Annotated in this window: 27 protein-coding genes and 1 tRNA gene; 18 read left to right on the top strand and 10 right to left on the bottom strand. The window is 56.3% G+C overall.

The genetic code is table 11. The annotated features are described in order from the left end of the window. The first annotated feature begins 5 nt into the window (after positions 1-5). The gene (locus BM320_RS06800; protein WP_090198042.1) at positions 6-734 is read left to right on the top strand and encodes a DUF502 domain-containing protein; all 729 of its coding nucleotides are present in this window, start codon (positions 6-8) and stop codon (positions 732-734) included. Then, positions 735-1,337: a LysE/ArgO family amino acid transporter gene (locus tag BM320_RS06795; RefSeq protein WP_090198039.1), complete on the top strand. Its 603-nt coding sequence runs from the start codon at positions 735-737 to the stop codon at positions 1,335-1,337. Here BM320_RS06795 and BM320_RS06790 read toward each other — a convergent pair. Both BM320_RS06790 and BM320_RS06785 read right to left on the bottom strand, forming a co-directional pair. Next, entirely contained in the window at positions 1,330-2,361 is a 1,032-nt protein-coding gene (locus BM320_RS06790) for a patatin-like phospholipase family protein (protein WP_090198036.1), read from the bottom strand. The genes BM320_RS06795 and BM320_RS06790 overlap by 8 nt on opposite strands. Continuing rightward, positions 2,358-3,131 (bottom strand): 3-hydroxybutyrate dehydrogenase, encoded by a 774-nt coding sequence (locus BM320_RS06785; RefSeq protein WP_090198033.1) that lies wholly within the window; start codon positions 3,129-3,131, stop codon positions 2,358-2,360. The genes BM320_RS06790 and BM320_RS06785 overlap by 4 nt, the downstream gene beginning before the upstream one ends. 271 nt (positions 3,132-3,402) lie before the next feature. On the opposite strand from BM320_RS06785, the gene BM320_RS06780 reads away from it, so the two are divergent. After that, positions 3,403-5,220 (top strand): extracellular solute-binding protein, encoded by a 1,818-nt coding sequence (locus tag BM320_RS06780; protein ID WP_090198031.1) that lies wholly within the window; start codon positions 3,403-3,405, stop codon positions 5,218-5,220. A gap of 6 nt (positions 5,221-5,226) precedes the next feature. On the opposite strand, the gene BM320_RS06775 is transcribed toward BM320_RS06780, so the two are convergent. After that, a complete protein-coding gene (locus BM320_RS06775; protein ID WP_090198028.1) occupies positions 5,227-5,850 on the bottom strand; it encodes a helix-turn-helix domain-containing protein in 624 nt (207 codons plus the stop codon). A gap of 165 nt (positions 5,851-6,015) precedes the next feature. Here BM320_RS06775 and BM320_RS06770 point away from each other — a divergent pair, with 165 nt between their 5' ends. Further along, positions 6,016-6,660 (top strand): DsbA family oxidoreductase, encoded by a 645-nt coding sequence (locus tag BM320_RS06770; RefSeq protein ID WP_090198025.1) that lies wholly within the window; start codon positions 6,016-6,018, stop codon positions 6,658-6,660. Between the two features lie 130 nt (positions 6,661-6,790). Next, positions 6,791-7,987 (top strand): multidrug effflux MFS transporter, encoded by a 1,197-nt coding sequence (locus tag BM320_RS06765; RefSeq protein ID WP_090198022.1) that lies wholly within the window; start codon positions 6,791-6,793, stop codon positions 7,985-7,987. Between the two features lie 54 nt (positions 7,988-8,041). Here BM320_RS06765 and mfd read toward each other — a convergent pair whose 3' ends face one another. Together mfd and BM320_RS06755 are read right to left on the bottom strand one after the other, a co-directional pair. Continuing rightward, positions 8,042-11,482, bottom strand: coding sequence for a transcription-repair coupling factor (mfd, locus tag BM320_RS06760; protein ID WP_090198019.1), 3,441 nt, complete (start codon positions 11,480-11,482; stop codon positions 8,042-8,044). A gap of 38 nt (positions 11,483-11,520) precedes the next feature. Beyond that, on the bottom strand, positions 11,521-12,045 hold the full coding sequence (locus tag BM320_RS06755; protein ID WP_090198017.1) for a hypothetical protein: 525 nt from the start codon (positions 12,043-12,045) through the stop codon (positions 11,521-11,523). 123 nt (positions 12,046-12,168) lie between these two features. Between BM320_RS06755 and hemB the strand changes: the two genes are divergently transcribed. The 3 genes from hemB (at position 12,169) to BM320_RS06740 (ending at position 14,423) form a co-directional block, all read left to right on the top strand. Beyond that, positions 12,169-13,167, top strand: a complete 999-nt coding sequence (hemB, locus tag BM320_RS06750) for a porphobilinogen synthase (protein WP_090198014.1) — start codon at positions 12,169-12,171, stop codon at positions 13,165-13,167. A 103-nt stretch (positions 13,168-13,270) separates the two neighbouring features. Then, a complete protein-coding gene (locus BM320_RS06745; protein WP_090198012.1) occupies positions 13,271-13,831 on the top strand; it encodes a lipid-binding SYLF domain-containing protein in 561 nt (186 codons plus the stop codon). Then, entirely contained in the window at positions 13,797-14,423 is a 627-nt protein-coding gene (locus tag BM320_RS06740) for a nucleotidyltransferase family protein (RefSeq protein ID WP_242650968.1), read from the top strand. Before BM320_RS06745 ends, BM320_RS06740 begins: the two co-directional genes overlap by 35 nt. Here the strand turns inward: BM320_RS06740 and BM320_RS06735 are convergent. Both BM320_RS06735 and BM320_RS06730 read right to left on the bottom strand, forming a co-directional pair. After that, positions 14,413-15,081: a Hint domain-containing protein gene (locus tag BM320_RS06735; protein WP_242650967.1), complete on the bottom strand. Its 669-nt coding sequence runs from the start codon at positions 15,079-15,081 to the stop codon at positions 14,413-14,415. The two genes, BM320_RS06740 and BM320_RS06735, sit on opposite strands and share 11 nt — an antisense overlap. Positions 15,082-15,319: 238 nt before the next feature. Further along, positions 15,320-15,405, bottom strand: a tRNA-Leu gene (locus tag BM320_RS06730). 130 nt (positions 15,406-15,535) lie between these two features. On the opposite strand from BM320_RS06730, the gene BM320_RS06725 reads away from it, so the two are divergent. Both BM320_RS06725 and BM320_RS06720 read left to right on the top strand, forming a co-directional pair. Then, positions 15,536-16,114 carry a YqaA family protein gene (locus tag BM320_RS06725; protein WP_090198006.1) on the top strand — a complete coding sequence of 193 codons (579 nt, stop codon included), beginning with the start codon at positions 15,536-15,538 and terminating at the stop codon, positions 16,112-16,114. Beyond that, positions 16,111-16,602 carry a disulfide bond formation protein B gene (locus tag BM320_RS06720; RefSeq protein WP_090198004.1) on the top strand — a complete coding sequence of 164 codons (492 nt, stop codon included), beginning with the start codon at positions 16,111-16,113 and terminating at the stop codon, positions 16,600-16,602. The genes BM320_RS06725 and BM320_RS06720 overlap by 4 nt, the downstream gene beginning before the upstream one ends. On the opposite strand, the gene BM320_RS06715 is transcribed toward BM320_RS06720, so the two are convergent. Continuing rightward, a complete protein-coding gene (locus BM320_RS06715; RefSeq protein WP_090200436.1) occupies positions 16,553-16,978 on the bottom strand; it encodes an Lrp/AsnC family transcriptional regulator in 426 nt (141 codons plus the stop codon). The two genes, BM320_RS06720 and BM320_RS06715, sit on opposite strands and share 50 nt — an antisense overlap. Before the next feature lie 85 nt (positions 16,979-17,063). Between BM320_RS06715 and rocF the strand changes: the two genes are divergently transcribed. From rocF to gluQRS, 7 genes are all read left to right on the top strand, one after another. Next, positions 17,064-17,993 carry an arginase gene (rocF, locus tag BM320_RS06710; RefSeq protein ID WP_090198001.1) on the top strand — a complete coding sequence of 310 codons (930 nt, stop codon included), beginning with the start codon at positions 17,064-17,066 and terminating at the stop codon, positions 17,991-17,993. Beyond that, positions 17,990-19,036, top strand: a complete 1,047-nt coding sequence (ocd, locus tag BM320_RS06705; protein ID WP_090197998.1) for an ornithine cyclodeaminase — start codon at positions 17,990-17,992, stop codon at positions 19,034-19,036. The genes rocF and ocd overlap by 4 nt, the downstream gene beginning before the upstream one ends. A gap of 162 nt (positions 19,037-19,198) precedes the next feature. Beyond that, complete coding sequence (gene gyrA, locus BM320_RS06700) at positions 19,199-21,937, top strand: DNA gyrase subunit A (protein WP_090197996.1); 2,739 nt, start codon at positions 19,199-19,201, stop codon at positions 21,935-21,937. Positions 21,938-22,068: 131 nt separating this feature from the next. Further along, a complete protein-coding gene (locus tag BM320_RS06695; RefSeq protein ID WP_131802303.1) occupies positions 22,069-22,422 on the top strand; it encodes a hypothetical protein in 354 nt (117 codons plus the stop codon). After that, positions 22,394-22,792, top strand: coding sequence for a hypothetical protein (locus BM320_RS06690; RefSeq protein ID WP_090197991.1), 399 nt, complete (start codon positions 22,394-22,396; stop codon positions 22,790-22,792). Before BM320_RS06695 ends, BM320_RS06690 begins: the two co-directional genes overlap by 29 nt. Positions 22,793-23,102: 310 nt before the next feature. Then, a complete protein-coding gene (gene trmFO / locus BM320_RS06685) occupies positions 23,103-24,446 on the top strand; it encodes a methylenetetrahydrofolate--tRNA-(uracil(54)-C(5))-methyltransferase (FADH(2)-oxidizing) TrmFO (protein ID WP_090200433.1) in 1,344 nt (447 codons plus the stop codon). Further along, a complete protein-coding gene (gene gluQRS, locus BM320_RS06680) occupies positions 24,447-25,286 on the top strand; it encodes a tRNA glutamyl-Q(34) synthetase GluQRS (protein WP_090197987.1) in 840 nt (279 codons plus the stop codon). Positions 25,287-25,311: 25 nt separating this feature from the next. Here the strand turns inward: gluQRS and hisI are convergent, their stop codons facing one another. Further along, a complete protein-coding gene (hisI, locus tag BM320_RS06675) occupies positions 25,312-25,674 on the bottom strand; it encodes a phosphoribosyl-AMP cyclohydrolase (RefSeq protein ID WP_090197984.1) in 363 nt (120 codons plus the stop codon). Between the two features lie 66 nt (positions 25,675-25,740). On the opposite strand from hisI, the gene BM320_RS06670 reads away from it, so the two are divergent. Beyond that, the gene (locus BM320_RS06670) at positions 25,741-26,181 is read left to right on the top strand and encodes an iron-sulfur cluster assembly scaffold protein (protein ID WP_090197981.1); all 441 of its coding nucleotides are present in this window, start codon (positions 25,741-25,743) and stop codon (positions 26,179-26,181) included. A 166-nt stretch (positions 26,182-26,347) separates the two neighbouring features. On the opposite strand, the gene BM320_RS16555 is transcribed toward BM320_RS06670, so the two are convergent. Beyond that, positions 26,348-26,470 carry a hypothetical protein gene (locus BM320_RS16555; protein ID WP_278246418.1) on the bottom strand — a complete coding sequence of 41 codons (123 nt, stop codon included), beginning with the start codon at positions 26,468-26,470 and terminating at the stop codon, positions 26,348-26,350. Positions 26,471-26,545: the final 75 nt, after the last annotated feature.

Below are 26,545 nucleotides of genomic sequence, written 5' to 3'. Positions count from 1 at the left end.
CCAAGATGATTGACCCGATCCACGACCCCCACAAGCCGCGCGCAAAGTTGCATCTTTTCGCACGTATGCGGGGTAATTTTCTTGCTGGTCTGATTATTGTGGCGCCCATCGGGCTGACGCTTTGGCTGATCTGGACGGTTGTCGGCTGGATCGACAGCTGGGTCTGGCCGTTTGTGCCCAATGCCTATCAACCCGAAGAACTGGTTAACCGGCTGTTGGGCCGCGAGGCGGGTGACCAAATCACGGTTAATGTGCGCGGAATCGGCGTTGTCATCTTTTTGCTGTTTACCATGCTTGTTGGCTGGGTCGGGAAAGGGCTGATCGGGCGGTCGTTCTTGCGTATTGGCGAACGGTTTGTCGACCGTATGCCTGTGGTGCGGTCAATCTATAATGCGGCCAAACAGCTGGCAGAGACTGTGTTTTCGCAGCGCGACACGTCTTTTGACAAGGCCTGTCTGGTGGAATACCCGCGCAAGGGTATCTGGGCGATTGCGTTTATTTCGACCAATGCAAAAGGTGAAATTGATGCGCAATTGTCCGATGGCGAACCCACAGTAACCGTCTTTTTGCCGACGACACCCAACCCGACGTCCGGTTTTTTGCTTTTCTTGCCGCGCAGCGATGTCAAAATTCTTGATATGACAGTCGAAGACGCGGCCAAGCTCGTGATTTCAGCGGGGCTTGTCTATCCGAACAAGAAAGATGCCGAAGCCGAAATTGCGGACGCCTCTTAGGTGATTGGTGCCGCGCTTACCGGCTTTGCGACTGCCTTTAGCCTGATCCTTGCGATTGGCGCGCAAAATGCATTTGTCTTGCGGCAGGGTCTGACCCGTAGCCATGTCTTTGCGCTGTGTCTTTTATGCGCAGCGTCCGACGCGGTTTTAATCGTTGCAGGCGTTTTGGGTTTCGGGGCCATTACCGAAAAATATCCGCAACTGCCGCAGATGATGGCATGGGGCGGTGCCGCGTTCTTGATCGTTTACGGCACGATGCGGCTTTGGGCGGCTTATAAAGGCGCATATGCGATGCAGATCGCCGGAAAGTCTGCGGGGCTTTGGGCAACATTGGGAACGGCCGCGGCGCTGACATGGCTAAACCCGCATGTCTATCTTGATACGCTGGGGTTGATCGGCGCCATTTCGGTGCAGTTCACGACAGCAAGCCTCAAGATGGCCTTTGCAATCGGGGCGGTGACATCGTCATTTGTGTTTTTCTTCGGGCTTGGCTACGGCGCACGTCTGTTAGCACCAGTGATGCAATCTGCCAGAGCATGGCAGGTTCTGGATGTTTTGATTGCCTTGGTGATGTGGGTCCTGGCGTTCAAGCTGATTAGCTGAACATATCCGTCAGGTCGACCGTGCTTCTGGAGTTCAGATCGGCCTTGTGGTTGGCCAAAAACGCATCTGCCGCCGCCGCCCCTGCCGATCGCAGCCGTTCCAGAATAACCGGTGTGGCGATGGTTTTGGTCGCAACGTTCAAATCATTCATCAGGCCGTCATCGGCGATCATATGCACAAGCACGTCTTTCATCGCGCCTTGGGGAACGGACCCTTCGGTGATCAGCCGTTTGACAAAATCAATTGCGCGCAATTCGCGCAAAAGCGAGGAATTAAAGCTGATTTCATTGACCCTGTTTTGGATGGATTGCACATCCGTGGGCAATGTATTGCGGTAAAGCGGGTTGATGTTGACGATCAGAATATCGTCGGGCAGGTGTTTTTCAAAAAGCGGAAACAGCGCGGGGTTTCCGGTATAGCCGCCATCCCAGAATGCCTCTGATTTTCCGGTGGCAGGGTCGGTAAATTCGACGGCCTGAAAAATACTGGGCAGACAGGCGGATGCCATAATCGCATTTGCGGAAATCTCGTCGCCGGTAAACACTCTGATCTTGCCTGATCTGACATTGGTGGCGCAGATGTGCAGCTCGGGGCCGATGTTTTCGCAGACGGTGTCATAGTGGAACTGATCGACAACCGCGGCCAGCGGGTTTTCGTTGAACGCACCAAAACTATAGGGCGACATCATGCGCGTCGTGAAATCAAACGCGGCATAAAGCGGCGAATATTCCAGCGACTTGGCCCAAAGATGCGCGGTTGGCGCAAATGATGACACCCAAGCCGACAGGTGCGGGTCGGTGATGGCCCCGACCTTGCGCCACAGCCAGTCAAGGTTATCAATCGCCCCTTGCCGCCCGCCCGTGACCCAGCCCGATTTCAGCGCAACCGCATTAAGCGCCCCCGCCGAGGTGCCCGAAATCGCGGCGATCTCGATATCTTCTTCGGCCAGAAGTCGCGACAGCACGCCCCATGTGAACGCGCCATGCGCCCCGCCGCCCTGAAGCGCGAGGTTGATCCGTATCACAGCGCGGTCCAGCCGCCATCAACGCTGATTGTGGTGCCAGTCACCTGTTCTGCGGCGTCCGAACACAGATAAAGCGCTGTGCCGCCCAATTGTTCGGTGGTTGCAAAAGCTTTGGAGGGTTGGCGCGCCAACATGACGTTCTTGATCACGTCCTCGCGCGACATGTCGTATTCTTTCATCGTATCGGGGATTTGCGCTTCGACCAATGGGGTCAGCACATAGCCCGGACAGATCGCGTTGCAGGTGATGGGCTCTTGGGCGGTTTCCAAACCGATGGTTTTGGTCAGGCCGACAATGCCGTGTTTGGCAGCAACATAGGCCGATTTATAAGGCGATGCGGTCAACCCGTGTGCCGAAGCAATATTGATGATCCGCCCCCAGCCGTTTGCGCGCATGCCGGTGATTGCGGCGGCAGTTGTGTGAAACGCGGATGTCAGGTTAATCGCGATAATCGCGTCCCATTTGGCACCGGGGAAGTCTTCGATCGGGGCGACGTGCTGAATGCCCGCGTTATTGATCAGAATATCGCAGGCCCCCGCATCGGCGATCAGGCGGCGGCAATCGTCGCCATTGGACATATCGGCCTGAATATAGCGGGCATTCACGCCGGTCTGATCCGCGATCTGCGCAGCAATTGCGTGATCTTCGGGGCGGTCGGTAAAGGAATTGAGCACCACATTGATGCCCGCTTTGGCCAGTTCGCGGGCCACGCCCAGCCCGATGCCTGAATTCGAACCCGTGATAACGGCCGTTTTTCCGGTCAATGACATGATTTTTTGCTCCGTAACAATGCTTTGCGACTCACTCTACATGCTGCAACTGCAAAGGCCAGCCCAAGCAAGGATCGCTAATAAAAAAACGCCCGCACAAGGCGGGCGTGAAGTTATTGAGGCAGGTTTCATACAGGCAAGAAACCTATCGAGCAGTGATCTCTTTATAAGCAATCCCCCGCGCGGGTCCAAGCTAAAAGTTTGAATACTCACAAAAGCCGCATTACGGTCACAGTTGAAAAGCGATTCAATCCAATGGGGTAGCATAATCATGACAGTTAATTTCCACCGTAAATGGCGGGCTTTGGGCGCGGGGGTCGCGCTGATGGCAGCGGGCACATTTGCGGCAGCCGAACCCCAGCACGGCATAGCTATGTATGGGGTTCCTGCATTGCCACATGATTTTGTGTCCCTGCCCTATGCAAACCCCGATGCGCCAACAGGTGGCCGCATGGTCACCGCCGAGGTCGGCAGCTTTGACAGCCTCAACCCTTACATCACCAAAGGCAGCGTGCCATGGCAGTTGCGCTATCTGATCGGCGAAAGCCTGATGGGGCGCACTTTGGACGAACCTTTCACGCTTTACGGTGTTTTGGCCGAATCGGTCGAGACCGGACCGAATCGCGAATGGGTGGAATTTACGCTTAACCCCGCTGCCGCGTTCAGTGACGGAAGCCCCGTGACCGTCGAAGACGTGATCTGGTCATTTGAAACGCTGGGAACCCAAGGACATGGCAGGTATCGCGGGTTCTGGGATAAGGTCGAAAGCCTTGAAGAAATCCGTCCTGGTACCGTGCGTTTCACCTTTAACACCGAAGACCGCGAACTGGCCCTGTTGGCCGGTCTGCGCCCGATCCTGAAAAAGGCCCAATGGGAAGGTGTCGATTTCGCCGAAAGCAGTCTTGATATCGTGCCGATCACCTCTGCACCGATGGTGATCGCGGATTATGAACCAGGGCGTTATATTTCCTTGCAACGAAACCCCGATTATTGGGGGGCCGATGTGCCATTCCGGCGCGGCACGTTCAATCTTGATGAAATCCGGCTGGAATTCTTCGGCGATGAAACGCCTGCATTCGAAGCCTTTACCGCAGGCGAAGTGAATTTCACCCGTGAATTCAGCATTTCGCGCTGGGAAAGCCGCTATGATTTTCCCGCTGTGCAGGCCGGCGATGTGGTCAAGTCGGAACTGCCGCATGGTCGCCCGACAGGGATGACGGGTTTTGTGATGAATACGCGCAACCCGATTTTCGCGGATTGGCGTGTGCGTGACGCGCTGCTGCATGCGTTCAACTTCCAGATCATCAATGACGCGGCCACCGGCATGGCGCAACCGCGCATTCAATCCTATTGGGGCAATTCGCCACTGGGGATGCGCGACGGCCCCGCAACCGGCAAAGTCGCCGAATTGCTGGCGCCCTTTGCTGATGAGCTGCTGCCCGGCACGATCGAAGGCTATACGCTGCCCGCAGGGGATGCGAACCCGCGGAACCGTGCCGATATGGGCGTGGCCCTTGCACAGCTCGAAGCTGCAGGCTGGACCATTCAGGACGGCGTGATGACCAATGTAGACGGCACGCCGCTGGCGTTTGAACTGCTGTTGTCGCAAGGCAGTTCCGAACATGTGGCTATGGCGGATATTTATGCGCAAACGCTTGAATCCATGGGGATCACGATGACAATCGCCCAAGCCGATTCCGCGCAATATAAAGAACGCACCGACGCCTTTGATTTTGACATGACCTATTACCGTCGGGGTGTGTCGCTATCACCGGGCAACGAACAATACTTTTACTACGGTCTGGAAAATGCCGACACGCCGGGCGGGCGCAACCTGATGGGGGTCAAATCGCCAGCGGTGGATGCGATGATCGGGGCGATGCTGAATTCGGCCAGTCAGGATGATTTTGTCGCCTCTGTGCGCGCATTGGACCGGATCCTGACGGCGGGTCGCTATGTGATCCCGTTCTACGAATGGAATGTGTCACGCATTGCGCATGACAAGAACCTGCACCATCCCGCATATATGCCGGTGTTTGGTGACTGGCCGGGCTGGCAGCCGGACGTCTGGTGGTATTCCGAAAACTAGATCTGCCTAGCCAAGCGACGTGACCCAAAGAATGGTCGCGTCGTCCTGGCTGATCGACACGACATTATGGCCCATTGATGCATCGTAATAGGCGTTATCGCCGCGACCTAGATCAATGGGTTCATAAAATTCTGTATAAAGCCGCACCTTGCCGGTCAGCACATATAGAAACTCTTCGCCGTCATGGCGCACCCAGCCGTCAAAATCATCCATCGACCGCGCGCGCACACGGGCGCGGTAGGGCAGCATTTTCTTGTTGGTCAATGTCTCGGCAAGCAACGCATGTTCGTAAGTCGTTGTAATCTTAGACCCTTCCGCGCCAAGACGGGTCACGGCCATACGCCCGTTGACCTGCCCCTTTGACGGCGGGGTAAATAGCTGCGGCACCGAAATTTCCAATCCAACCGCCAGCTTTTTTAACGCATCATAGGTCGGCGACATCTGCCCGTTTTCGATCTTTGACAGGGTTGAACGGGCCAGACCGGCCTGTTTGGCAGCCTGTTCGAGCGTCCAGTCACGGGCCTTGCGCAATTCGCGCACGCGCGCCCCAAGATCAAGCGGTTGCGCAATTGTGCTATCGCCGTTTTCATGCGCCACACGGATCAGGTTTGTCGGGTCATTTTCGTTCATGACCGTTCTTTTATTTGGCCCGCCAAGCGCTTGCAACTATGTGCCGCGCCCAAGCGCAATGCCACTGTGCTGTGCTGCACAGGAATTGGGTCTGGTTCTTTGGTGTCAGCATGGTATCACGACCCTGATGCAAACCCGCCAAATACGACACGCCAGGAGGCCATAATGGTCAAGCTTGATATTATTTCCGATCCGATCTGCCCCTGGTGCTATATCGGCAAGACCAATCTTGATAAGGCGCTTCTGCAATTTCCCGACCATCCGTTTGTGATGGAATGGCATCCGTTTCAGCTGAATCCGGATATGCCTGCGGGCGGCATGGACCGGCGCGAATATCTTGAAACCAAATTCGGCGGCAAAGAGGGCGCTGTGCGCGCCTATGCGCCCGTGGTGCAACATGCCGAAAAAACCGGTGCCAAGATCAATTTCGACGGCATCAAGATCACCCCTAATACGATTGACGCACACCGCCTGATCCACTGGGCGGGGATTGAACAGCGCCAGACATTTGTCGTGGACCTGCTGTTCAAGGCCTATTTTGTCGAAGGGCGCGATATTTCCAACCACGAAGTGCTGGCCGACATCGCCGATACCGCCGAAATGGATGCGGCAACAGTGACGAAACTTCTGGCCGCTGATGCCGATACCGCCGATATCCGCGCGCGTGACAAACACAGCCGCGATATGGGCGTGAATTCCGTGCCGACATTCATCGTGGCGCAAAAACACGCCGTTCCGGGTGCGCAACCACCCGAAGTCTGGGTCAACGTGATCAAAGAGATCATGGAAAACATCGCGGACGAGGCATGACAGTTCCACGGCCAGCTTGGCACACCAATGACCACCACCGCATTTCAGCGGCCCCATAGGTAATCGGGTTGATCTCATTGACCCGCAGCCAGACCGGCTGCGTTCCTTTGCCTATTGATGGACCTGCCTGATGAAACGACTCCCCCAGACCGAATTTATTGCACTCATGGCAATGCTAGCCGCCACGGTTGCATTCTCGATCGACGCGATGCTGCCCGCCCTGCCCCAGATCGGGCTTGACCTGACGCCCCTGAACCTGAACCGCGCACAGCTGATTATCACCAGCTTTGTCTTTGGCATGGGGGTTGGCACCTTGTTTACCGGCCCGCTATCCGATGCGTTCGGGCGCAAACCTGTGATGGTTGGCGGCGCTATTGTCTATATTCTGGCCTGTGTGATCGCATGGCGTGCGCAAAGCCTTGAGGTGATGCTATTTGCGCGGGTGGTTCAGGGGCTTGGTGCTGCAGGCCCGCGCGTGGTTGCGATGGCGCTTGTGCGTGACCTTTATAGCGGTCGCGAAATGGCGCGGATCATGTCCTTTGTGATGCTGGTTTTTTCTATCGTTCCGGCACTTGCGCCGACGGTCGGGCATTACATCATTCTGGGCTTTGGATGGCGCGGAATATTTGGGGCCTTTGTGGTCTTTGCCGCAGCAGTGCTTACGTGGCTGCTTGCACGTCAGCCCGAAACGCTGACACCGGAAAATCGGCGGCCAATGCGGGTCACTTCCATCATTGCCGCCGTGCGCGAGATGTTCATGCACCACACCGCGCGCCTGTCGATCCTTGTGCAAACCCTTACGTTTGGGATGTTGTTCACGGTGATTTCTTCGACACAGCAGGTGTTTGACCAGACATTCGGCAAGGGCGAGCAATTCCACCTGTGGTTTGGCGGCATCGCCATCTGCGCATCAAGCGCCAGCGTGATCAACGCGCGACTGGTGGTACGTCTGGGGATGCGCGCGATAATCAAGGCGATGTATACAGCGCAAATTTTCTTGACCCTGATGCTGATCGCGGTGACCCTGTTTGACGGCCCTTATTGGCTAAGCTTTGGGGCCTATGTCATTTGGGTGCTTGGCAATTTCTTTCAGGCAGGATTATCAATCGGCAATCTCAATGCGCTCGCCATGGAAGAAATGGGCCATATTGCAGGGCTTGCCGCCTCTGTCATCGCTGCTGTGGCCACCGTTGGGGCAGTCATCATCGCGGCACCCGTGGCGCTGATGTTTGACGGAACGCCCATGCCAATGGCCTATGCCGCGCTGGTCTGTGCGGGCCTTGCGCTTTGGCTCACCACCAAGATCAAACGCCCCGGTGAAGCCTGACCCCCATATCATCTTGCCAAAAATACTCAAAAAATCAGGCCGGGTTTACCCGGCCTATTTCTTTTTCTCATCAGCAAGCTTTTGCGCCAGCTCGCGGGCAATATTGAACGCACCTTGAATCTTGTCACGTTCCTTGGACCAGTCTTGCAGCACGACGATCTTGTTATCTTTGACTTTGGCCTGCCCTTTTTGGGCATGGACAAATTCAACCAGCCCCGCAGGTGATGCGAATTTATCGTTATGGAACTGGATAGTGGCCCCTTTAGGCCCCGCATCCAGCTTGGCGATGCCTGCGCGTTTGCACATGGCCTTGATCCGCACGACTAGCATCAATGTGTTGACCTCGCGCGGCAATTTGCCAAAGCGGTCGATCATCTCGGCGGCAAACCCTTCGAGTTCGACCTTGGTGGTCAGATCGGACAGACGCCGGTAAAGCCCCAGCCGCACATCCAGATCAGGCACGTAATCTTCGGGGATCAGCACCGGCACGCCCAGGTTAATCTGCGGCGCCCATTGACTGTCGTCGATAATGCCTTCGGCGTCACCCGATTTGATCGCGGCAATCTGGTCTTCCAGCATCTGTTGGTACAGCTCATAGCCGACTTCACGCATTTGTCCGGATTGTTCTTCGCCCAAAAGGTTCCCCGCCCCGCGAATATCCAGATCCTGACTGGCCAGTGTGAACCCTGCCCCAAGGCTATCAATGGACCCCAGCACACGCAGACGTTTTTGCGCGGTATCGGTCAGCTTCTGGCGCGGTTTTGTTGTCAGATATGCATAGGCGCGGGTTTTTGACCGCCCGACACGTCCCCGAATTTGGTAAAGCTGCGACAGGCCGAACATATCGGAACGCCAGACAATCATCGTGTTTGCCGTCGGAATATCGAGCCCGCTTTCAACAATCGTTGTGGCCAGCAGGACATCATATTTGCCGTCATAAAACGCGTTCATCCGGTCGTCGAGCTCACCCGCCGCCATCTGGCCTGTCGCGGTGATATAGCTGATTTCGGGCATTTGCGTTTTCAGGAATTCTTCCATTTCGGGCATATCGGCGATGCGCGGGACCACGATAAACGACTGCCCGCCGCGATAATGTTCGCGCAGCAATGCTTCGCGGATGGTGACGCTGTCGAATTCGCTGACATAGGTGCGGATCGCCAGCCGGTCGATCGGTGGCGTGCCGATGATCGACAGGTCACGCACGCCCGACAATGATAGCTGCAAGGTGCGCGGGATCGGGGTCGCGGTCAGCGTCAACACATGCACATCGGTGCGCAATTGTTTGAGCCGCTCTTTGTGCTGAACCCCGAATTTCTGTTCCTCATCAATGACTAACAGACCCAAGTTCTTGAAACGCACCCCCTTAGCCAAAAGCGCATGGGTGCCCACCACAATATCAACAGTGCCCTTGGTGATCCCGTCGCGGGTCAGCGCCGCATCTTTGGCGGACACAAACCGCGACAAGGGCCGCACGTTAACCGGAAAGCCGCGGAACCTTTCGGCAAAGCTTTGGTAATGTTGCCGCGCAAGCAATGTCGTCGGCGCGATAATGGCCACCTGAATACCCGCAAGCGCCGCAACAAAGGCCGCGCGAATGGCGACTTCGGTCTTGCCAAAACCCACATCGCCGCAAATCAGGCGGTCCATCGGTTTGCCAGAGGCCAGATCGTCCAGCACATCGGCAATCGCGGCAAGTTGGTCATCGGTTTCCACATAGGGAAAGCGCGCCAAAAACTGGTCCCACAGCCCATCGGGCGGGTCCATCGCGGGCGCTGTGCGCAACGCCCGTTCCGCCGCAACGCGGATCAGACGTTCGGCAATCTGTCGGATACGTTCCTTGAGCTTGGCCTTTTTCGCCTGCCACGCACCGCCACCAAGCTTGTCCAAAAGCCCTGTGTCATGCCCGTATTTCGACAACAGTTCGATATTTTCAACGGGCAGGTAAAGCTTTGATTCTTCGGCGTATTCGATCAGCAGACATTCATGGGCGGCGCCCAATGCGGTGACAACTTCCATGCCCATAAACCGCCCGACACCGTGATCGACATGGACCACCAAATCGCCAGGGGTGAGGCTATTGGCCTCGGACAGGAAATTTTCGGCGCGGCGTTTACGCTTGGTCTGGCGGATCAGCCGGTCGCCAAGCACGTCTTGTTCGGAAATCACGGTCAGGCCGGGGGCCTCAAATCCGTGATCAAGCGGCCAAACCGCCAGATGTACGCCCGATTTGCCAACACGGCTGAAATCCTTGACCAGCACGGTTTCGGGAATACCTTCGTCGGCGATCAACCCTTCCAACCGCTCGCGCGCGCCTTCGGAATAAGAAGCAATGACCACCGGCCCTTGCGCCATGCGCGCCCGAACATGATCTGTCAAAGCACTGAAAAGATTGATATCTTCTTGCTGCCGTTCGGGCGCGAAATTGCGGCCGATACGTGCGCCCGCGTCAATGACGCCCACGCCCGTTGCCTGCTTGAGCGGCGAAAACTGCAGTACCCTGTGCCCTGCAACAGCCGCATCCCAAGCCGCATCATCAAGATACAAAAGCGCAGGCGGCGCAGGTTTATAGACGCTATCCATACGGCCCTTTTGGGTCAGCGCGTGCATACGGGTGCCATATTGGTCTTTTACGCTGTCCCAACGCGCAAGGCGCATCGGTCCGGTCTGGTCGTCAAGCGTTACGGTTGCGCGCGGCAGATAATCGAACAGGGTTTCAAGGTCTTCTTGGAAAAAGCCGAGCCAATGTTCAAACCCCGCGTGTTTGCGCCCTGCACTGACAGCCTCGTAAAGCGGATCATCGGTGCCGGCCGCCCCGAATTCGATCCGGTAATTCTGTCGGAAACGTGTGATTGCCGCCTCGTCCAGAATGACTTCGGACACAGGGGCAAGTTCAACCTCGGTAAGCGTTTCGGTGGTGCGCTGGGTTGCGGGATCAAAGCGGCGCGCGCCGTCCAGCACGTCGCCAAACAGGTCCAGCCGCACAGGGCCGGACTGGCCAGGTGGGAAAATATCGATGATGCCGCCGCGCACCGCGTAATCGCCAGGTTCCATCACTGTCGGGCTTTGCGTGAACCCCATGCGGACCAAAAAGCTGCGCAACGCGTCTTCGTCAATACGGTTGCCGACGGTGGCCTTGAATGCGGCCTCGCGCAGGATGGCGCGTGCGGGCACACGCTGGGTTGCCGCAGCAAGCGATGTCAACAAGACAAACCTTTCGGGCATCCCATGCACTAGCCCCGCAAGCGTGGCCATCCGCGCGGCAGAAACATCGGCATTTGGCGAACTGCGATCATAGGGCACACAGTCCCACGCGGGGAACGTAAACACCGGTATATCAGGTGCAAAAAACGCAAGCGCGGCCTGCATCGCTGCCAGCCGTTTGTCATCGCGCGCGACATGCACAACCGGCACGCCCTTGGCAGCTTCGGCCAGAATAAGCTGCGCATCATGCCCTTCGGGGGCGCCGGAAACAGTGATATGATTGCTATTTGCCATGGCGATGACCTACCCTGCCCGGCCCGCGTGTCAACCGCCTAGTAGCCAAGCGGTTGGTTGAGGCTAAAGAATATGCCGTAGATGATCGTGACAAAAATTGCCAGCATCGCGATCACCTGTACAAGCAGCCGCAGACGCTGCAAATATTTGATCAAATCGCGCCCTTTGGGCGGGTCACCATCCAGACGCATCGTCGCATAGAGATTGACCACCATCGCGACAGAAATCGGCACGACAAGGAAAAACAGCCCCTTTGCGACTTCCAGTTCATAGAAAAATGCGCAAACCGTGATCGCTGTCAGGATAAAGGCGGCAAATCCGACAGATGCCATCCTGTCGCTTTGTGAAAACATCTTCAAACGCTGCACATTGACCGCGACCAGCGTTTCAAGATCCTGCATCGCTTCACCGCCTTGCCGGCGCGCGCGATGGATCATGTCAAGCGGCACGCCAGCGACCCAGTAGCAGGCAGTCATCCAAGACACGCCGACAGCAAGCCAATACCAAAGGTTCGAAAATGTCCGAAAGCTGAGTATCTGCGAAAATATGTCGTTTGGATCCAAGGAATTGTCCCAATCATTTCAGTTCTTATGCCGCAGCTTAGCGACCTGTCGCGCGGATGCCCAGACTTGTAGCGCGCAAAAAACCGTGCGACCAAGGCAGCAGCATTTGACAAAGGCTTTGACATGAAACCGACGATCGCCCCCTTTCCGGCCACCCGCCTGCGCCGCAACCGCAAATCGGCCAGTATCCGTGCACTTGTGCGCCAGAATTCGCTAAGCGTGGATGATCTGATTTGGCCGGTATTTGTGATGGCAGGCACGGATGCCGAAACGCCGATCGCTTCAATGCCCGGCGTGACCCGCAAAACGGTTGACCGCGTGGCTAAGGCCGCGATTGAGGCACAGGCGCTTGGTATACGCGCGATGTGCATTTTTCCCTATACCGGCATGGCGGAACGCACCGAAGATTGTGCCATGGCGTGGGATCCTGACAACCTGACCAATCAGGCGATCCGCGCGATCAAATCAGCCGCCCCCGAAATCGCTGTGATGACGGATATTGCGCTTGATCCGTATAATATCAACGGTCACGACGGATTTGTCGAAAACGGCAAGATCGTGAACGACCGCACGGTTGACGCGCTGGTCAAGATGGCGCTGGCGCAGGCAGATGCGGGCGCCGATATTCTTGGCCCTTCCGATATGATGGACGGGCGCATCGCCGCGATCCGTTCAGGGCTTGAATCGGCAGGGCATCAGGATGTCGCAATCCTGAGCTATACGGCGAAATATGCATCAGCGTTTTATGGCCCGTTTCGCGATGCGGTGGGCGCATCGGCCGCGCTGACAGGCGACAAGAAAACCTACCAAATGGACCCCGGCAACGCGGATGAGGCATTGCGACTTGTCGAACGCGATCTGTCAGAGGGCGCGGATATGGTCATGGTCAAACCCGGCATGCCCTATCTGGACATTTGTCGCCGCGTCAAAGACGGCTTTGGCGTGCCGACATTTGCCTATCAGGTCAGCGGCGAATACGCGATGTTGCAGGCAGCGGCGCAAAACGGCTGGCTCGACGGCGAAGCTGTGATGCTTGAAAGCCTGCTGGCGTTCAAACGCGCAGGTTGTGACGGCGTGCTGACATATTTTGCGCCAGAAGCTGCGCGATTGTTGAACGCCTAGCGCCAATTCTTAAACCAATGGGTGACAGTCTGCGAAGATTTGCCTATAATTCACACCATAAGAAACGGGAAACGTTTCAATCTAGGCAGATAAGGCGGAAATTATGAAGAGCACTTTCACACGACGCAGCTTTGCGCTTGGTGCATTAGCAACGACTACTTTGGGCGCTTGTAGTAACGGAATTGGCAGCGGAGGCGCGAGCACAATTGATGCACGTGTCGATACCACGCTGAACGCGCTTTACACATCCTACCCGGGCGTGCGCGATTTGGCGAGCCGTGCAAACGGCATGCTGGTCATGCCTTTGATCACCGAAGTCGGACTTGGGCTTGGCGGATCGTTCGGACGCGGGGCGTTGCGCATTGGCGAATCCACCGTCGATTACTATTCCGCGGCCTCGGGTAGCGCGGGCCTGCAAATCGGGGCACAACAATATAGCCATGTCCTGTTTTTCATGACCCAAGACGCGCTGATGGAATTCCGCCAGTCTCCGGGCTGGGCGGCTGGTGCCGACATCGAATATGCCGTCAGCAACCAAGGCGAAATGCTGCGCGCCGAAACAACAACATCGCTGTCACCGGTGATTGCGGTGGTGTTCGGGCAAACGGGATTGCGGCTTGGCGCAACGCTTGAAGGCACCAAATACACGCGCATCATTCCTTGACGTGACCGCGACACCCTGCCCGATTGTGATTTTGGCAGCGGGTGGATCAACCCGTATGGGCGGGCGTGACAAACTATTGGAAACTGTTGATGGCCAGCCATTGATCCGCACGCAGGTTTGCCGTGCGCTTGCTACAGGTCAGGCTGTTTTTGTGACGCTGCCGGCAATGGACCATCCGCGTGCGCGCGTTATTGCCGATCTGGATTCGCAAATGGTGCCCCTGCCCGATGGCGCGACAGGTATCAGCGCAAGCCTGCGCGCAGGGGTTTGCGCCCTGCCGCAGGTTGACGCGTTTATGGTCATGCTTGCCGATCTGGTCGCAGTTCAAACCGCCGATCTGAACGCGGTATTGCGCGCCCGCAGCGAAAACCCCGCGGCCAAAGTCTGGCGCGCATCGACACGGGCAAAAAAGCCCGGTCACCCGGTGATTTTTGATGCAAGCCTGCGTCCCGCATTTGCGCAGCTTCGCGGCGATCAGGGGGCGGCAGCGATCATTGCAACGCAGCCTGTGCATTTGGTGCCGATCGGCGATCAAGCCCTGCTGGATCTGGATAGCCCCGTAGACTGGGCCAAATGGCGCGCTAGGACCTAAGCAGCAGCTTGGCTTCTTTTTGTTGCAGGGTCTTGCGTGCGGCGCGGTATTTCCGACGCCCTTCGATTGTCGCAAGCTGCGGAAACAGGCGGAACAATTCTTCGCGTTGCGGGGCATCTACCCCCTTGAGCGAATGGTCACCGGGTTGGAATGTTTCGGTCCATGACCCGTTCGAGAGCACGATTTCATGATGTTCGCACATGAAATGGATATATTTTGTTTCCTGAATCGGACCAATGCCGACCCCTTGCAAGCGCAGCAGGTCCTTGGCGTAGACGAGCACCTCGTTTTGTTCGAAATACATTTGTGCCATTTCCGACACGACCAACATGCGATGGAAGGGCGATACCATCATATCCCGTTCGGGCAGGCCGCCGCCCAATGATCCGGCCTTAAATGTAATCGGGCGGATGGATTGGGTGATTGACATGTCGTTGGCGCTGACAACCTTGTGCCCGACCCAGGAAATATGCTGGATACCATTGTCGCGCGTCAAAACGCGGGACCCGACGGTCAGGTTTTCAACCAGAACTTCACCGCGCGGTGTGGCGATGGCGGTTCCGGGCGTAAAGCAAGGCACAATTGTATTTGGCCGGTCGTCCGCATCATGCGGCAGCGCGCCGCTCGCGGATGGGCGATTGTCGGTTGGCATGGTCATTTCAAACATCCCATTTTGTACATATAACTCGTAAAAAAAGCCGTTCAAACCCAGAACGAACATTAATGTCGATAACACCTGATGAACGCTGCAATCAATATCAGCCGCTGCTTAATAATGCGTAAGTATATGAAATAGGCACAAAACCTTCAATTTGACGCATTATTACCTGTTTTGGACCGCAAAAATGCCGCGCCCATGCCGCGATTGGATGGATCGGAAAGCTATTAGGTAATACTGGTGCCGATGGAGAGACTCGAACTCTCACGATGTTACCATCGGGGGATTTTGAATCCCCTGCGTCTACCATTCCGCCACATCGGCCAGTGCGGACCTCCTAATGCGGTGCGCGGGCGGCGTCAATTGGTCGAATGCAAAATCGTGTAATTATTCCGCGCGCTTGACCCGGCGCGCCCGTCGTGGCCTAACGCATGTGAAAACGAACGGGTGGGACATGCTGCGCAGCCTTTATCAATGGACATTGTCACTGGCGCAATCGCGCTATGCGCTTTGGGCGCTGGCGATTGTGGCTTTTGTGGAATCATCGTTCTTTCCGATCCCGCCGGATGTGTTGATGATCCCGATGATCATTGCACGCCCGTCACGCGCGTTTCTGATCGCGGCGGTTGCGACCGTGGCATCGGTTTTGGGCGGGATGTTTGGCTATTACATCGGGTTTGCCCTGATGGAGAGCGTCGGCCAGCCGATCCTCGATTTCTATGGCAAGGGTCATTATTTCGAAGAATTCGCGATGAAGTATAATGAATGGGGCGCATGGGCCGTGTTGACCGCAGGTGTGACCCCCTTCCCGTTCAAAGTGATCACGATCGCGTCAGGCGTGACGCAATTGTCATTCCCCGTCTTTGTGATTTCCGCCATTGTCGCACGTGCGCTGCGGTTCTTTTTGGTCGCTGCATTGTTGTGGAAATTCGGGGAACCGATCCGCGACTTTATCGAACGCCGCTTGGGGCTGATGTTTATTCTTTTTTGCGTGCTCCTGCTGGGCGGGTTCGCGATTGTGGGGCTGGTATGACACGTAATTTGATGGTGCTTTTTGCGGCAGGCGGATCTGCGGCCCTGATGGCCGGCGCGTTCGCATTTCAGGCACTTGGCTACCCGCCTTGTGCGATGTGCATTTGGCAGCGCTGGCCACATGTTGCGGCAATTCTGATCGGTGTTTTGGCGTGGAAAATCCGCGGTGTGCTATTACCCGCATTGGGGGCGCTGGCAGCGGCGATAACCGGCAGCATCGGGTTTTTCCACATGGGGGTTGAACGCGACTGGTGGGAAGGCCCGACAAGCTGCACCGGAAATGGCGGGCTTGACGGTTTGGGTGGCGCCGATTTGCTGGCGGTCACTGGCCCCAAAGTGATCATGTGCGATCAGGTGTCTTGGGCGTTCTTGTCCCTATCCATGCCCACTTGGAACGGCATTTTCTCGTTTGTCCTTGTTGGTTTCTGGATTGCAGCGATCAGGCTGAACGGCGTGTCGACAAAAGCAGGCTCGTCTCGGAACGTGTGACCCCTTCCAGCCTGCGGATCGCAAAAAGCACCTGATCGAATTCTTCAAGCGTGGCAGTGCTGATCTCGGCGATCAGATCCCATGTGCCATTGGTTGAATGCACCATTTGGACCTGCGGCATGCGGGTCAGGCTTCTCCAGATTTTTTCGGTGCCGCGTCCGGCGATTTCAACCATCATCAATCCGCGCACCGGATCAGGGCGCATGTCAGAACGGGTCACAACCGTAAAGCCCACGATTTCACCCCCCGCGACAAGCCGGTCAAGCCTTGTGCGCACGGTGCTGCGCGTCACGCCCAGTTCTGCCGCCAGTTCTGACAGCGACGCGCGACCATTGCGGCGCAGCGCCCCGATCAGTCGATTATCCATTTCGTCCATAGTGATTTCCCATTTTGGTAGGTTTGCCGCCATTTTGCACAAAATGCCGTCTGTTTACACCCGCTTTTTTGGGTAATGATCTGTTATGACACAAAAACATTGCATATTGATTGGGGCCCCTGTGGATTGCGGTAAACGCACACGCGGGTGCCTCATGGGCCCCGACGCTTACCGCACTGCCGGTATTCATGACGCCATCACAGCGCTAGGCCATAGCGTTGAGGATATGGGTAATCTCGCGCCTGCCAAGGTGGATGTCGCGCCTGCGAAAAATCCGCAGGTTTATAAGCTTGCGGAAAATGTCGGCTGGACGCAGACACTGATGGACGCCGCACGCGAAAACGCATCGCGCGGCATGCCGATTTTTATGGGCGGTGACCATGCGCTTGCTGCGGGCACCGTGGCCGGAATGGCGGCCCATGCGGCCGCATTAAACCGTCCGTTCTTTGCGCTTTGGCTGGATGCCCATAGCGATATCCATACCCCCGACACCACCGACAGCGGCAATCTGCACGGAACACCTGTAGGTTATGTCATAGGGCGCGACGGGTTTGATGCCTTTCCATCCCTGCCCATCCGTGTTGATCCGGCTAATATCTGCATGATCGGGTTGCGGTCCGTGGATGCGGCCGAACATGCGGTGCTGGATGACGGCGCTGTGACGCTTGTTGATATGCGCATGATTGATGAACAAGGCATCCGCGCGCCATTGCAAAGCTTTCTGGATCGTGTGGCGGCTGTCAACGGCATGCTGCACGTGTCTTTGGATGTTGATTTTCTTGACCCGTCCGTTGCCCCCGCCGTGGGCACCACCGTGCCTGGTGGCGCGACAGTGCGCGAAGGCCATCTGGTGATGGAAATGCTGTCGGATTCGGGGCTGGTCACATCGCTTGATCTGGTCGAACTGAATCCGTTTCTTGATGACCGCGGCCAGACCGCAAACCTGATGGTGGACCTGACAGCGTCATTGCTTGGCCGCCGCGTTTTTGACCGCCCAACCCGGAGCCACGCATGACACTCAAAGCCTCAAACCTTGCTCTTGTTCCTTTTGTGAGCGTCGACGATATGATGCGCCTTGTGCGCAACATCGGCATTGATGTGTTCATGGCCGATCTTGCGCGCGAAATCGAAGCGGATTTTGCCCGTTGGGAACTGTTCGACAAAACACCGCGCGTCGGCAGCCATTCTGACGTGGGCGTTATTGAGTTGATGCCAACGTCTGACGGGACATTCTACGGGTTCAAATACGTCAACGGCCACCCCAAAAACATGAAGGAAGGGCTGCAAACCGTCACCGCGTTTGGTGTGCTTTCGAATGTCTACACAGGCTATCCGGTCCTGTTTTCCGAGATGACGGTGCTGACGGCGCTGCGCACAGGGGCGATGTCTGCGGTTGCGACCAAATATCTGGCGCGCAAGGACGCAAAAACCATGGCGATGATCGGCAATGGTGCGCAGTCCGAATTCCAGTGCCTCGCGATCAAGGCGGTCTGTGGCATCAGCGACATCCGGCTTTATGACATTGACCCCGCAGCGACTGAAAAATGCGCGAAAAACCTTGCTGGCCACGGGTTTAGCATCACCAAATGCACCACCCCCGAAGATGCGATCGAAGGCGCGGATGTGATCACGGTTGCAACGGCGGACAAGGATGTGCAGACCATCCTGACCGACAACATGGTCGGCGCAGGCGTGCATATCAATGCCATCGGCGGCGATTGCCCCGGCAAGACAGAACTGCACCGCGATATCGTGGCGCGCGCAAATATATTCGTTGAATACCCGCCCCAGACACGGATCGAAGGCGAGATCCAGCAAATGCCCGCCGACCACCCTGTCACCGAACTGTGGCAGGTGATTACAGGCGCGCAAAAAGGGCGCGCTTCGGCGGATGAGGTCACGCTTTTTGATGGCGTCGGCTTTGCGATCGAGGATTTCAGCGCCCTGCGCTATGTCCATGCAAAGATCAAGGACACGCCGTTTTACGTCGATATCGACCTAGTTGCGGACCCCGATGATCCGCGCGATTTGTTCGGGATGATCAAACGGGCGGGATAAAGCCCATATCGCGCTTTAAATAATCGATAAATGACAACAGGTTAGCCCGCAGTTCTGCGGGCTGGCCGATTGGGTCTGGATCGCCCATTGCACCCTATATCAAGTGTCTGATAGGATGCCGAGAACGAGATATAGCAGTTAGCATAACAACAGGCGGTCCACGTGAACGATACCCCTCAAACCCCTGAAAACGAAGACGAAAACAAGCCGGCGGCCTATGTGTACGGTGGCCCGCATGTCACCATCGAACACGAGCTGAAAACCAGCTATCTTGATTACGCGATGAGCGTGATCGTTTCACGGGCTATTCCTGACCTGCGTGACGGGCTGAAACCGGTACACCGCCGCATTCTTTACGGAATGAACGAAAGCGGCAACACGCCGGACAAATCCTACCGCAAATCGGCGCGCCCTGTCGGCGATGTTATGGGGAAATACCACCCGCACGGCGATAGCGCGATTTATGACGCGCTGGTGCGGATGGCGCAGAATTTCTCGATGTCGCTTAAACTGCTGGACGGTCAAGGCAACTTTGGCTCGATGGATGGCGACCGCGCCGCGGCCATGCGTTACACCGAAGTTCGCATGGATAAACCCGCCGCATTCCTGCTGGCCGATATCGACAAAGACACCGTCGATTTTCAGGATAACTATGACGGTAAAGACCGCGAACCCACTGTTTTGCCAGCACGTTTTCCGAATATGCTGGTCAATGGTGCGGGCGGTATTGCCGTGGGTATGGCAACCAATATCCCGCCGCATAATCTGGGCGAGGTGATCAACGCCACGCTTGCGCTGATTGACGAGCCCGACCTGTCGTCAGAGCAATTGATCGATTATATCCCTGCCCCCGATTTCCCCACAGGCGGGATCATTCTGGGCCGCGCCGGTGCACGCAAAGCCTATCTTGAAGGGCGCGGATCGGTTGTTGTGCGGTCCAAAACCCACACCGAGGAAATCCGCAAAGACCGCTACGCGATTGTCATCGATGAAATTCCCTATCAGGTGAATAAATCCGCGATGATCGACAAGATTGCCGAGGCCGCGCGCGAAAAACGGATCGAAGGCATCGCGCATGTCCAAGACGAATCCGATCGCAACGGCGTGCGTGTTGTTGTCGAACTCAAACGTGACGCCACTGCCGAGGTCGTGCTGAACCAGCTTTTCCGCTTTACGCCGATGCAAACCTATTTCGGGTGCAACATGCTGGCGCTGAATGGCGGCAAGCCCGAACAGCTGACGCTGCGTGCGTTCCTGACGGCCTTTATCGATTTCCGCGAAGAAGTGGTCGCACGGCGCACGGCGTTTGACTTGCGCAAGGCCCGCGAACGCGCACATATTCTGTGCGGATTGGCGGTTGCGGTCACCAATATCGATGAAATCGTTGCCACGATCCGGTCGTCTGCGGATGCCGCCACTGCGCGTGAAAAGCTGATGACACGCCGCTGGCCTGCGGAAACGATCCTTGAATATATCGCGTTGATCGATGATCCGACCCATACAGCAAACGATGATGGCACCTATAACCTGTCCGAAACCCAAGCCCGCGCCATTCTGGAACTGAGGTTGCAGCGCCTGACCCAGATCGGTGTCAAGGAAGTCACGGACGAGCTGCAAGAGCTTGCCGGTAAGATCCGTGAATGTCTTGAAATTCTGGGATCACGCGACCGGATCATGCAAATCATCCGTGATGAGCTGATCGAGGTGCGCGACCTGTTTGCCGTACCGCGTCGCACCGAAATCGTCGATTGGGCCGGCGATATGGATGACGAAGACCTGATCGAGCGCGAGGAAATGGTCGTGACCGTGACCTCTGGCGGCTATATCAAACGCACCGCGCTTGCCGATTTCCGTGCGCAGCGCCGTGGCGGAAAAGGCCTGTCGTCCATGGCCACCAAAGAAGAAGACGTGGTCACAACGCTATTTGTTGCCAATACCCATACGCAATTGTTGTTCTTTACGACAGACGGCATGGTTTACAAGCTGAAAACATGGCGCTTGCCGCTGGGAAGCCGGACCGCCAAAGGCAAGGCAATCGTGAACATCCTGCCGATTCCACAAGGTGTTTCCATCGCCGCCATCATGCCGGTTGATCGCCCCGAAGAAGAATGGGACGACCTGCAAGTGGTCTTTGCGACATCGGCGGGCACCGTGCGGCGCAACAAATTGTCGGATTTCACCAATGTCATGCGTAACGGCAAGATTGCGATGAAATTCGAAGACGAACACGCCGAAACAACGCTGATCAATGCGCGCATTGCGTCCAATGATGATGATGTGATGCTGGTCACGGATTCGGGCCGTGCGATCCGCTTCCCTGCAACTGATGTGCGCGTGTTCAACTCGCGCGCCTCTGTCGGTGTGCGCGGGATCAAATTGCAGGGCAATGACACGGTCGTTTCCATGTCGATCATCAGCCATTTTGACGCCGAAGCGCCTGAGCGTGCTGCCTATCTGAAAATGCGCCGTGCAATGGCCGGATTGGCCGATGATGCCGAAACAGATGATGAAGAAGACGCAGCACCAGGCGCAATCAGCCAGGAACGCTATGCTGAAATGTCGGCGGCAGAAAACCTGATCCTGACGATCACCTCCAAAGGCTCTGGCAAATTGTCATCCAGCCATGATTACCCCGTACGTGGTCGGGGCGGCATGGGCGTCGCGGCGATGGATAAGGCAATGCGCGGCGGGCCGCTGGTCACATCCTTCCCTGTCGATGCGTCGGACCAGATCATGCTGGTGACATCCACAGGCCAATCGATCCGCGTGCCTATCGAAGGTATTTCCTTCCGATCCCGCGGCGCTGGCGGGGTCAAAGTGTTCGACACCGGCAAAGGCGAAACGGTCGTCAGCGTCGCCTGGATTGCCGATCAAGGCGATGATGAAGCGGTCGAAAATTAAGCAAAAGCCCCCCTTTTGGGGGGCTTTTTGCGGTCTGGCACCTTAGGCAAGGAATTCATTACTTCAAATTTCTCACCCTTGCCGATAAAAATGCGACGCATTATCAACATGACGATGACATGGAGATTATTATGCTTCACAAACTTATTCTCACAACAGCACTGGTTACCGCAGGAACATCGGGCGCAATTGCGCAGGGTTTCACTGGCGGTTCAATCGGGATCGAATACGGGAATTTTGCCGACTTTGACGATTCCCAAAAGACACTTGGCGGCTCTGTCGAATATGCGATTGACCCGATGATCGCGGTCGCGCTTGATGCTGCATTCTACGATTTCGAAGGTGCGCTGAGCGACACTAGCCTGAGCAACTATACGCTGCACGGGATTTACAAGCTTAACGATCATGTGAGCCTTGGCGCATGGGTTGGTCGCGATGTCGCTGAAGGTTTTTTCCGTGGATCATATCGATTACTACGGTGTTGAAGCCGCCTATTCTGCGGGTGAAATTTCGGCACAGGGCTATCTTGGGCATGGCGATACTGGAACGCAAGAGATCACAATATTTGGCGCATCCGGTGCTTATGGGTTTGGTAACGGTATCGCTGCTATTGGCGAAATGGACTTCCTTGACATTGCAGACTGTGGCGAAACATACAACACCATCGAACTTGGCGGCTCATACGAAACCGTTGCAGGCGCATCCGTCTATGCAACTCTTGGGAACCTTGGAAGCGATGACGGCACCGGCTTTGATGAGATTTACTATTCCATCGGCGCGACATTTAGCTTTGGCCCAGATGGCGGAATAACCTTTGCGCAGCCGACCTATCTCGAGCTGCCACTACCGTTTTAAAGCGTAGTTTCCATGGGGCCTCGCAGTTATGCGGGGCCTTTTCTGTTCTGCATAGTATTCTATGGAAAAGCAATTCTTGCGTCAGCCAAAGCGGATGCCAGCACAAATGGCGAGACCTTCACTACGATTGGAACGTCGTTCTCGTTTGGTCCAGACAGTGGAACAACCTCAAAGCACGCGACGGTTCAAGCCTGTTCCTATTCGGTCCGGCCTAACGTTGCCAAGCGACGAAATATCGAAACGCCGCACCATTCGCCCCGGGAAAACCTCGGGGCTTTTCATTTTCGGGTCCGCGCACTAAATGACGATTATGAAACACACATTGAACATCATCGGCGGCGGTATGGCCGGATCAGAGGCGGCCTGGCAGGCTGCGAATGCGGGCGTAAACGTGGTGATCCACGAAATGCGCCCCAAGGTGGAAACCTTTGCGCACCGCACAGGGAACTTGGGCGAAATGGTTTGTTCGAATTCGTTCCGCTCGGATGATCATGAACAGAACGCCGTAGGGCTTTTGCATTGGGAAATGCGGGCAGCGGGCGGGCTCATTATGCAAATGGCCGAAAAACACCGCCTGCCTGCTGGTGGCGCATTGGCCGTTGACCGCGATCCTTTCGCCGAAAGCGTGACGGCCGCTCTCAAATCCCACCCGAATATCACAGTTTCCTACGATGAAATTACAGCCCTGCCCGATGATGGCCATTGGATCATTGCGACGGGCCCGTTGACATCGGGCGCGCTGGCGCAGGCAATCCAAACCGAAACCGGCGCCGAAGCGCTCGCGTTTTTTGACGCAATTGCCCCAATTGTCTACCACGACAGCATCAATATGGATATCGCATGGATGCAGTCACGCTATGACAAAGGCGAAACGATCGAGGAACAGACCGCCTATCTGAACTGCCCGATGACCAAAGCGCAATATGAGGCGTTCATCGACGCGCTTCTCGCTGCCGAAAAAACCGCGTTCAAAGAAGGTGAAACCGCTGGCTATTTTGATGGCTGTCTGCCGATCGAGGTCATGGCCGAACGGGGCCGCGAAACCCTGCGCTTTGGCCCGATGAAGCCCGTAGGACTGACCAATGCTCATGATCCGGACAACAAACCCTATGCGGTGGTGCAGCTCCGGCGCGACAATGCGCTTGGCACGCTTTACAATATCGTCGGCTTCCAGACAAAGATGAAGTACGGCGCGCAAAAGGATGTTTTCAAAACAATTCCTGCGCTTGAAGATGCCGAATTTGCGCGGCTTGGCGGTATTCACCGCAACACATTCATCAACTCGCCCACGTTGCTTGACGATCAAATGCGCCTGCGATCAAAACCCAATATCCGCTTTGCAGGGCAAATCACCGGCGTCGAAGGCTATGTCGAAAGCGCCGCGATGGGCCTGCTTGCGGGGCGTATGGCTGTGGCAGAGCTTGCAGGGCGCAGCCTGCCAAGCGTTCCTGATACTACGGCCATGGGAGCATTGGTCACCCATATTACCGGCGGCGCCGAAGCCAAGACTTTCCAGCCAATGAACGTGAATTTCGGGCTGTTCCCGCCTGTCGAAGGCACCAAGAACGGGCGGCGCAACCGCAAGACCCGCTACAAGGCCTATACCGACCGCGCCAAAGCCGATTGGCAGGCATGGCTGGACCAGCTGGCCTGAATGCGCACACGGTTTGCCCCTTCGCCGACAGGCCCGCTGCACCTGGGGCATGCGTTTTCCGCGCTAACTGTCTGGGATGTAGCGAAAAAACTGGGCGGCACCGCCCTTTTGCGGATTGAAGACACCGACCGCGCGCGGGCGCGTCCAGCCTTTGAGCAGGGCATTTTTAATGACCTTGCTTGGCTCGGGCTGCAATGGCCAACGCCCGTGCGGCGGCAGTCTGACCAAATTGCAGATTATGAAACCGCGCTGACTACGCTTGCCACGCGCGGTTTGCTTTACCCTTGCAGCTGTAGCCGACGCGAAATTCTTGATGCGGGCGCAATAGCCGGTGCCGAAGGGCTGGTCTACCCCGGCACATGCCGGCACCGGACGATGGCGGATGCACAGCAAGGTGACGCGTTGCGGCTCAACCTCGCGGCCTGTCTTGCAGAAACTGGCGCGCTGCGCAGCTTTACCGAATTGGGCCGCGGCCAACCGGTCATTCATGAAATTTCACCCGATTGGCTCTTGGGTCAACTTGGCGATCCGGTGCTCAAACGCAAAGACAGCGGCGATATCGCCTATCATCTCGCCTGCCCTTATGACGACGCGCACCAAGAAATCACACATGTGGTGCGTGGCGTGGATCTATGGGGGCTGACCCCCTATCAGGTGCTATTACAACAGCTTATGGGGTGGAATACGCCGCAGTATTGGCATCACGAGCTGATCACAGACGCAAGCGGGAAACGGCTTGCCAAAATCGACAAATCCAAAGCCCTGTCCAAATACCGTGCCGAAGGGGCAAGCCCCGCCGACATCCGCGCAATGATCGGCCTTCCCATATCATCTTGCTAAAAATACTCCCGCGCGGAGCGCATCCCTACCCCGCAAGCGGCGCTTGGGTCACAATTTCAACGCCGTCCACAACATCGGTGTAAAAACAGGTGCGGCGCCCCGTATGACAGGCGGCACCGGTTTGGTTCACCCTGACCAAAAGACAATCACGGTCGCAGTCAATGCTGAAATCCACAAGTTCCTGCCGGTGGCCGCTGGTTTCTCCCTTGATCCAGAAGGACTGGCGCGACCGCGACCAATAGGTCACCTGCCCAGTCGCAAGGGTTTTTGCAACGGCATCGGCGTTCATCCAGGCCATCATCAGCACCTCGCCCGATGTGGCATCTTGGGCAATTGCGGGGATCAACCCGGCGTCATTATATTTCAGGGTGCTTGGGTCAAATGACATGATCGGCCTCTTTGCTTCTGGTGGTTTGGATACTATCTAGGCAGGACCGGACAAAAGGGCAAACACGTGTCAGCAGAAACAGATATGATCAAACTCTATTCCGGCCGGATTTTGGCACTTGCGGCGGATATGCCACGCACGGCGCGGCTGGCGGCACCGACTGCCACGGCAAACCGGCGAGCACCACTTTGCGGATCAACGGTCACGGTTGATGTACAATTGATAGATGGGATCGTAACGGACTACGGGCAAGACGTAAAAGCCTGCGCCTTGGGACAGGCGGCAGCGGCGGTTCTGGGGTCCAATATTGTGGGGCTGTCCGCCGCACAGATACGGACAGGGCGCGACCAGCTTATTGCGATGCTCAAACATGACGGGCCACCGCCTGCCGCGCCTTTCGATGATCTATCTGTCCTGCTTCCCGCAAAAGATTACAAAAACCGCCATGCATCCATTTTGCTGGCATTTGACGCGACTTTGGATGCGCTAGGTACTCTGCACACATAAAAAACCGCCGCACATCCGGGACAGGATGGCGGCGGCATAGTATTGTAACGCAAAGCGATCGTTTCCATCGGGAGAGGCAAAACCCCGTTCAGGATCATTGACAGGCAGGTCATAAAAATTGCATCGGTGGGACAGCGCAATTTCGATGCCCGCGTTACACAGGCGGTCAGATCAATCCGGGCAGGGATAATCCGACAAACAACATCACCATCAAAGCAACAACACCAAGCGCATCCGAAAGGATCGTGTCGCGCGACCGCACTAGAACGTCTTTGATTTCCTTGGCCATAGTGTTGCTCCTTTGTTATGTTGCTCCTTTGTTCTCATATGATTAACCACCTGTAAAGAACTTTTTGAGAACATT

The sequence above is a fragment of the Yoonia tamlensis genome (genome assembly GCF_900115105.1).
GTDB lineage: Bacteria > Pseudomonadota > Alphaproteobacteria > Rhodobacterales > Rhodobacteraceae > Yoonia > Yoonia tamlensis.
Note: the sequence above shows the minus strand (reverse complement) of the source record. Positions and strands in the feature narration are given on the sequence as shown.

Coding starts and splice junctions, on each gene's coding strand:
- BM320_RS06765 (WP_090198022.1), top strand. CDS start 6,791: ATGAAACGACTCCCCCAGACCGAATTTATTGCACTCATGGCAATGCTA.
- BM320_RS06800 (WP_090198042.1), top strand. CDS start 6: ATGATTGACCCGATCCACGACCCCCACAAGCCGCGCGCAAAGTTGCAT.
- hisI (WP_090197984.1), bottom strand. CDS start 25,674: ATGTCATTTGACCCAAGCACCCTGAAATATAATGACGCCGGGTTGATC.
- BM320_RS06720 (WP_090198004.1), top strand. CDS start 16,111: ATGACACGTAATTTGATGGTGCTTTTTGCGGCAGGCGGATCTGCGGCC.
- BM320_RS06715 (WP_090200436.1), bottom strand. CDS start 16,978: ATGGACGAAATGGATAATCGACTGATCGGGGCGCTGCGCCGCAATGGT.
- hemB (WP_090198014.1), top strand. CDS start 12,169: ATGAAACCGACGATCGCCCCCTTTCCGGCCACCCGCCTGCGCCGCAAC.
- gluQRS (WP_090197987.1), top strand. CDS start 24,447: ATGCGCACACGGTTTGCCCCTTCGCCGACAGGCCCGCTGCACCTGGGG.
- rocF (WP_090198001.1), top strand. CDS start 17,064: ATGACACAAAAACATTGCATATTGATTGGGGCCCCTGTGGATTGCGGT.
- BM320_RS06780 (WP_090198031.1), top strand. CDS start 3,403: ATGACAGTTAATTTCCACCGTAAATGGCGGGCTTTGGGCGCGGGGGTC.
- BM320_RS06725 (WP_090198006.1), top strand. CDS start 15,536: ATGCTGCGCAGCCTTTATCAATGGACATTGTCACTGGCGCAATCGCGC.
- mfd (WP_090198019.1), bottom strand. CDS start 11,482: ATGGCAAATAGCAATCATATCACTGTTTCCGGCGCCCCCGAAGGGCAT.
- BM320_RS06785 (WP_090198033.1), bottom strand. CDS start 3,131: ATGTCATTGACCGGAAAAACGGCCGTTATCACGGGTTCGAATTCAGGC.
- BM320_RS06775 (WP_090198028.1), bottom strand. CDS start 5,850: ATGAACGAAAATGACCCGACAAACCTGATCCGTGTGGCGCATGAAAAC.
- BM320_RS06745 (WP_090198012.1), top strand. CDS start 13,271: ATGAAGAGCACTTTCACACGACGCAGCTTTGCGCTTGGTGCATTAGCA.
- ocd (WP_090197998.1), top strand. CDS start 17,990: ATGACACTCAAAGCCTCAAACCTTGCTCTTGTTCCTTTTGTGAGCGTC.
- BM320_RS06770 (WP_090198025.1), top strand. CDS start 6,016: ATGGTCAAGCTTGATATTATTTCCGATCCGATCTGCCCCTGGTGCTAT.
- BM320_RS06735 (WP_242650967.1), bottom strand. CDS start 15,081: ATGACCATGCCAACCGACAATCGCCCATCCGCGAGCGGCGCGCTGCCG.
- BM320_RS16555 (WP_278246418.1), bottom strand. CDS start 26,470: ATGGCCAAGGAAATCAAAGACGTTCTAGTGCGGTCGCGCGACACGATC.
- trmFO (WP_090200433.1), top strand. CDS start 23,103: ATGAAACACACATTGAACATCATCGGCGGCGGTATGGCCGGATCAGAG.
- BM320_RS06695 (WP_131802303.1), top strand. CDS start 22,069: ATGCTTCACAAACTTATTCTCACAACAGCACTGGTTACCGCAGGAACA.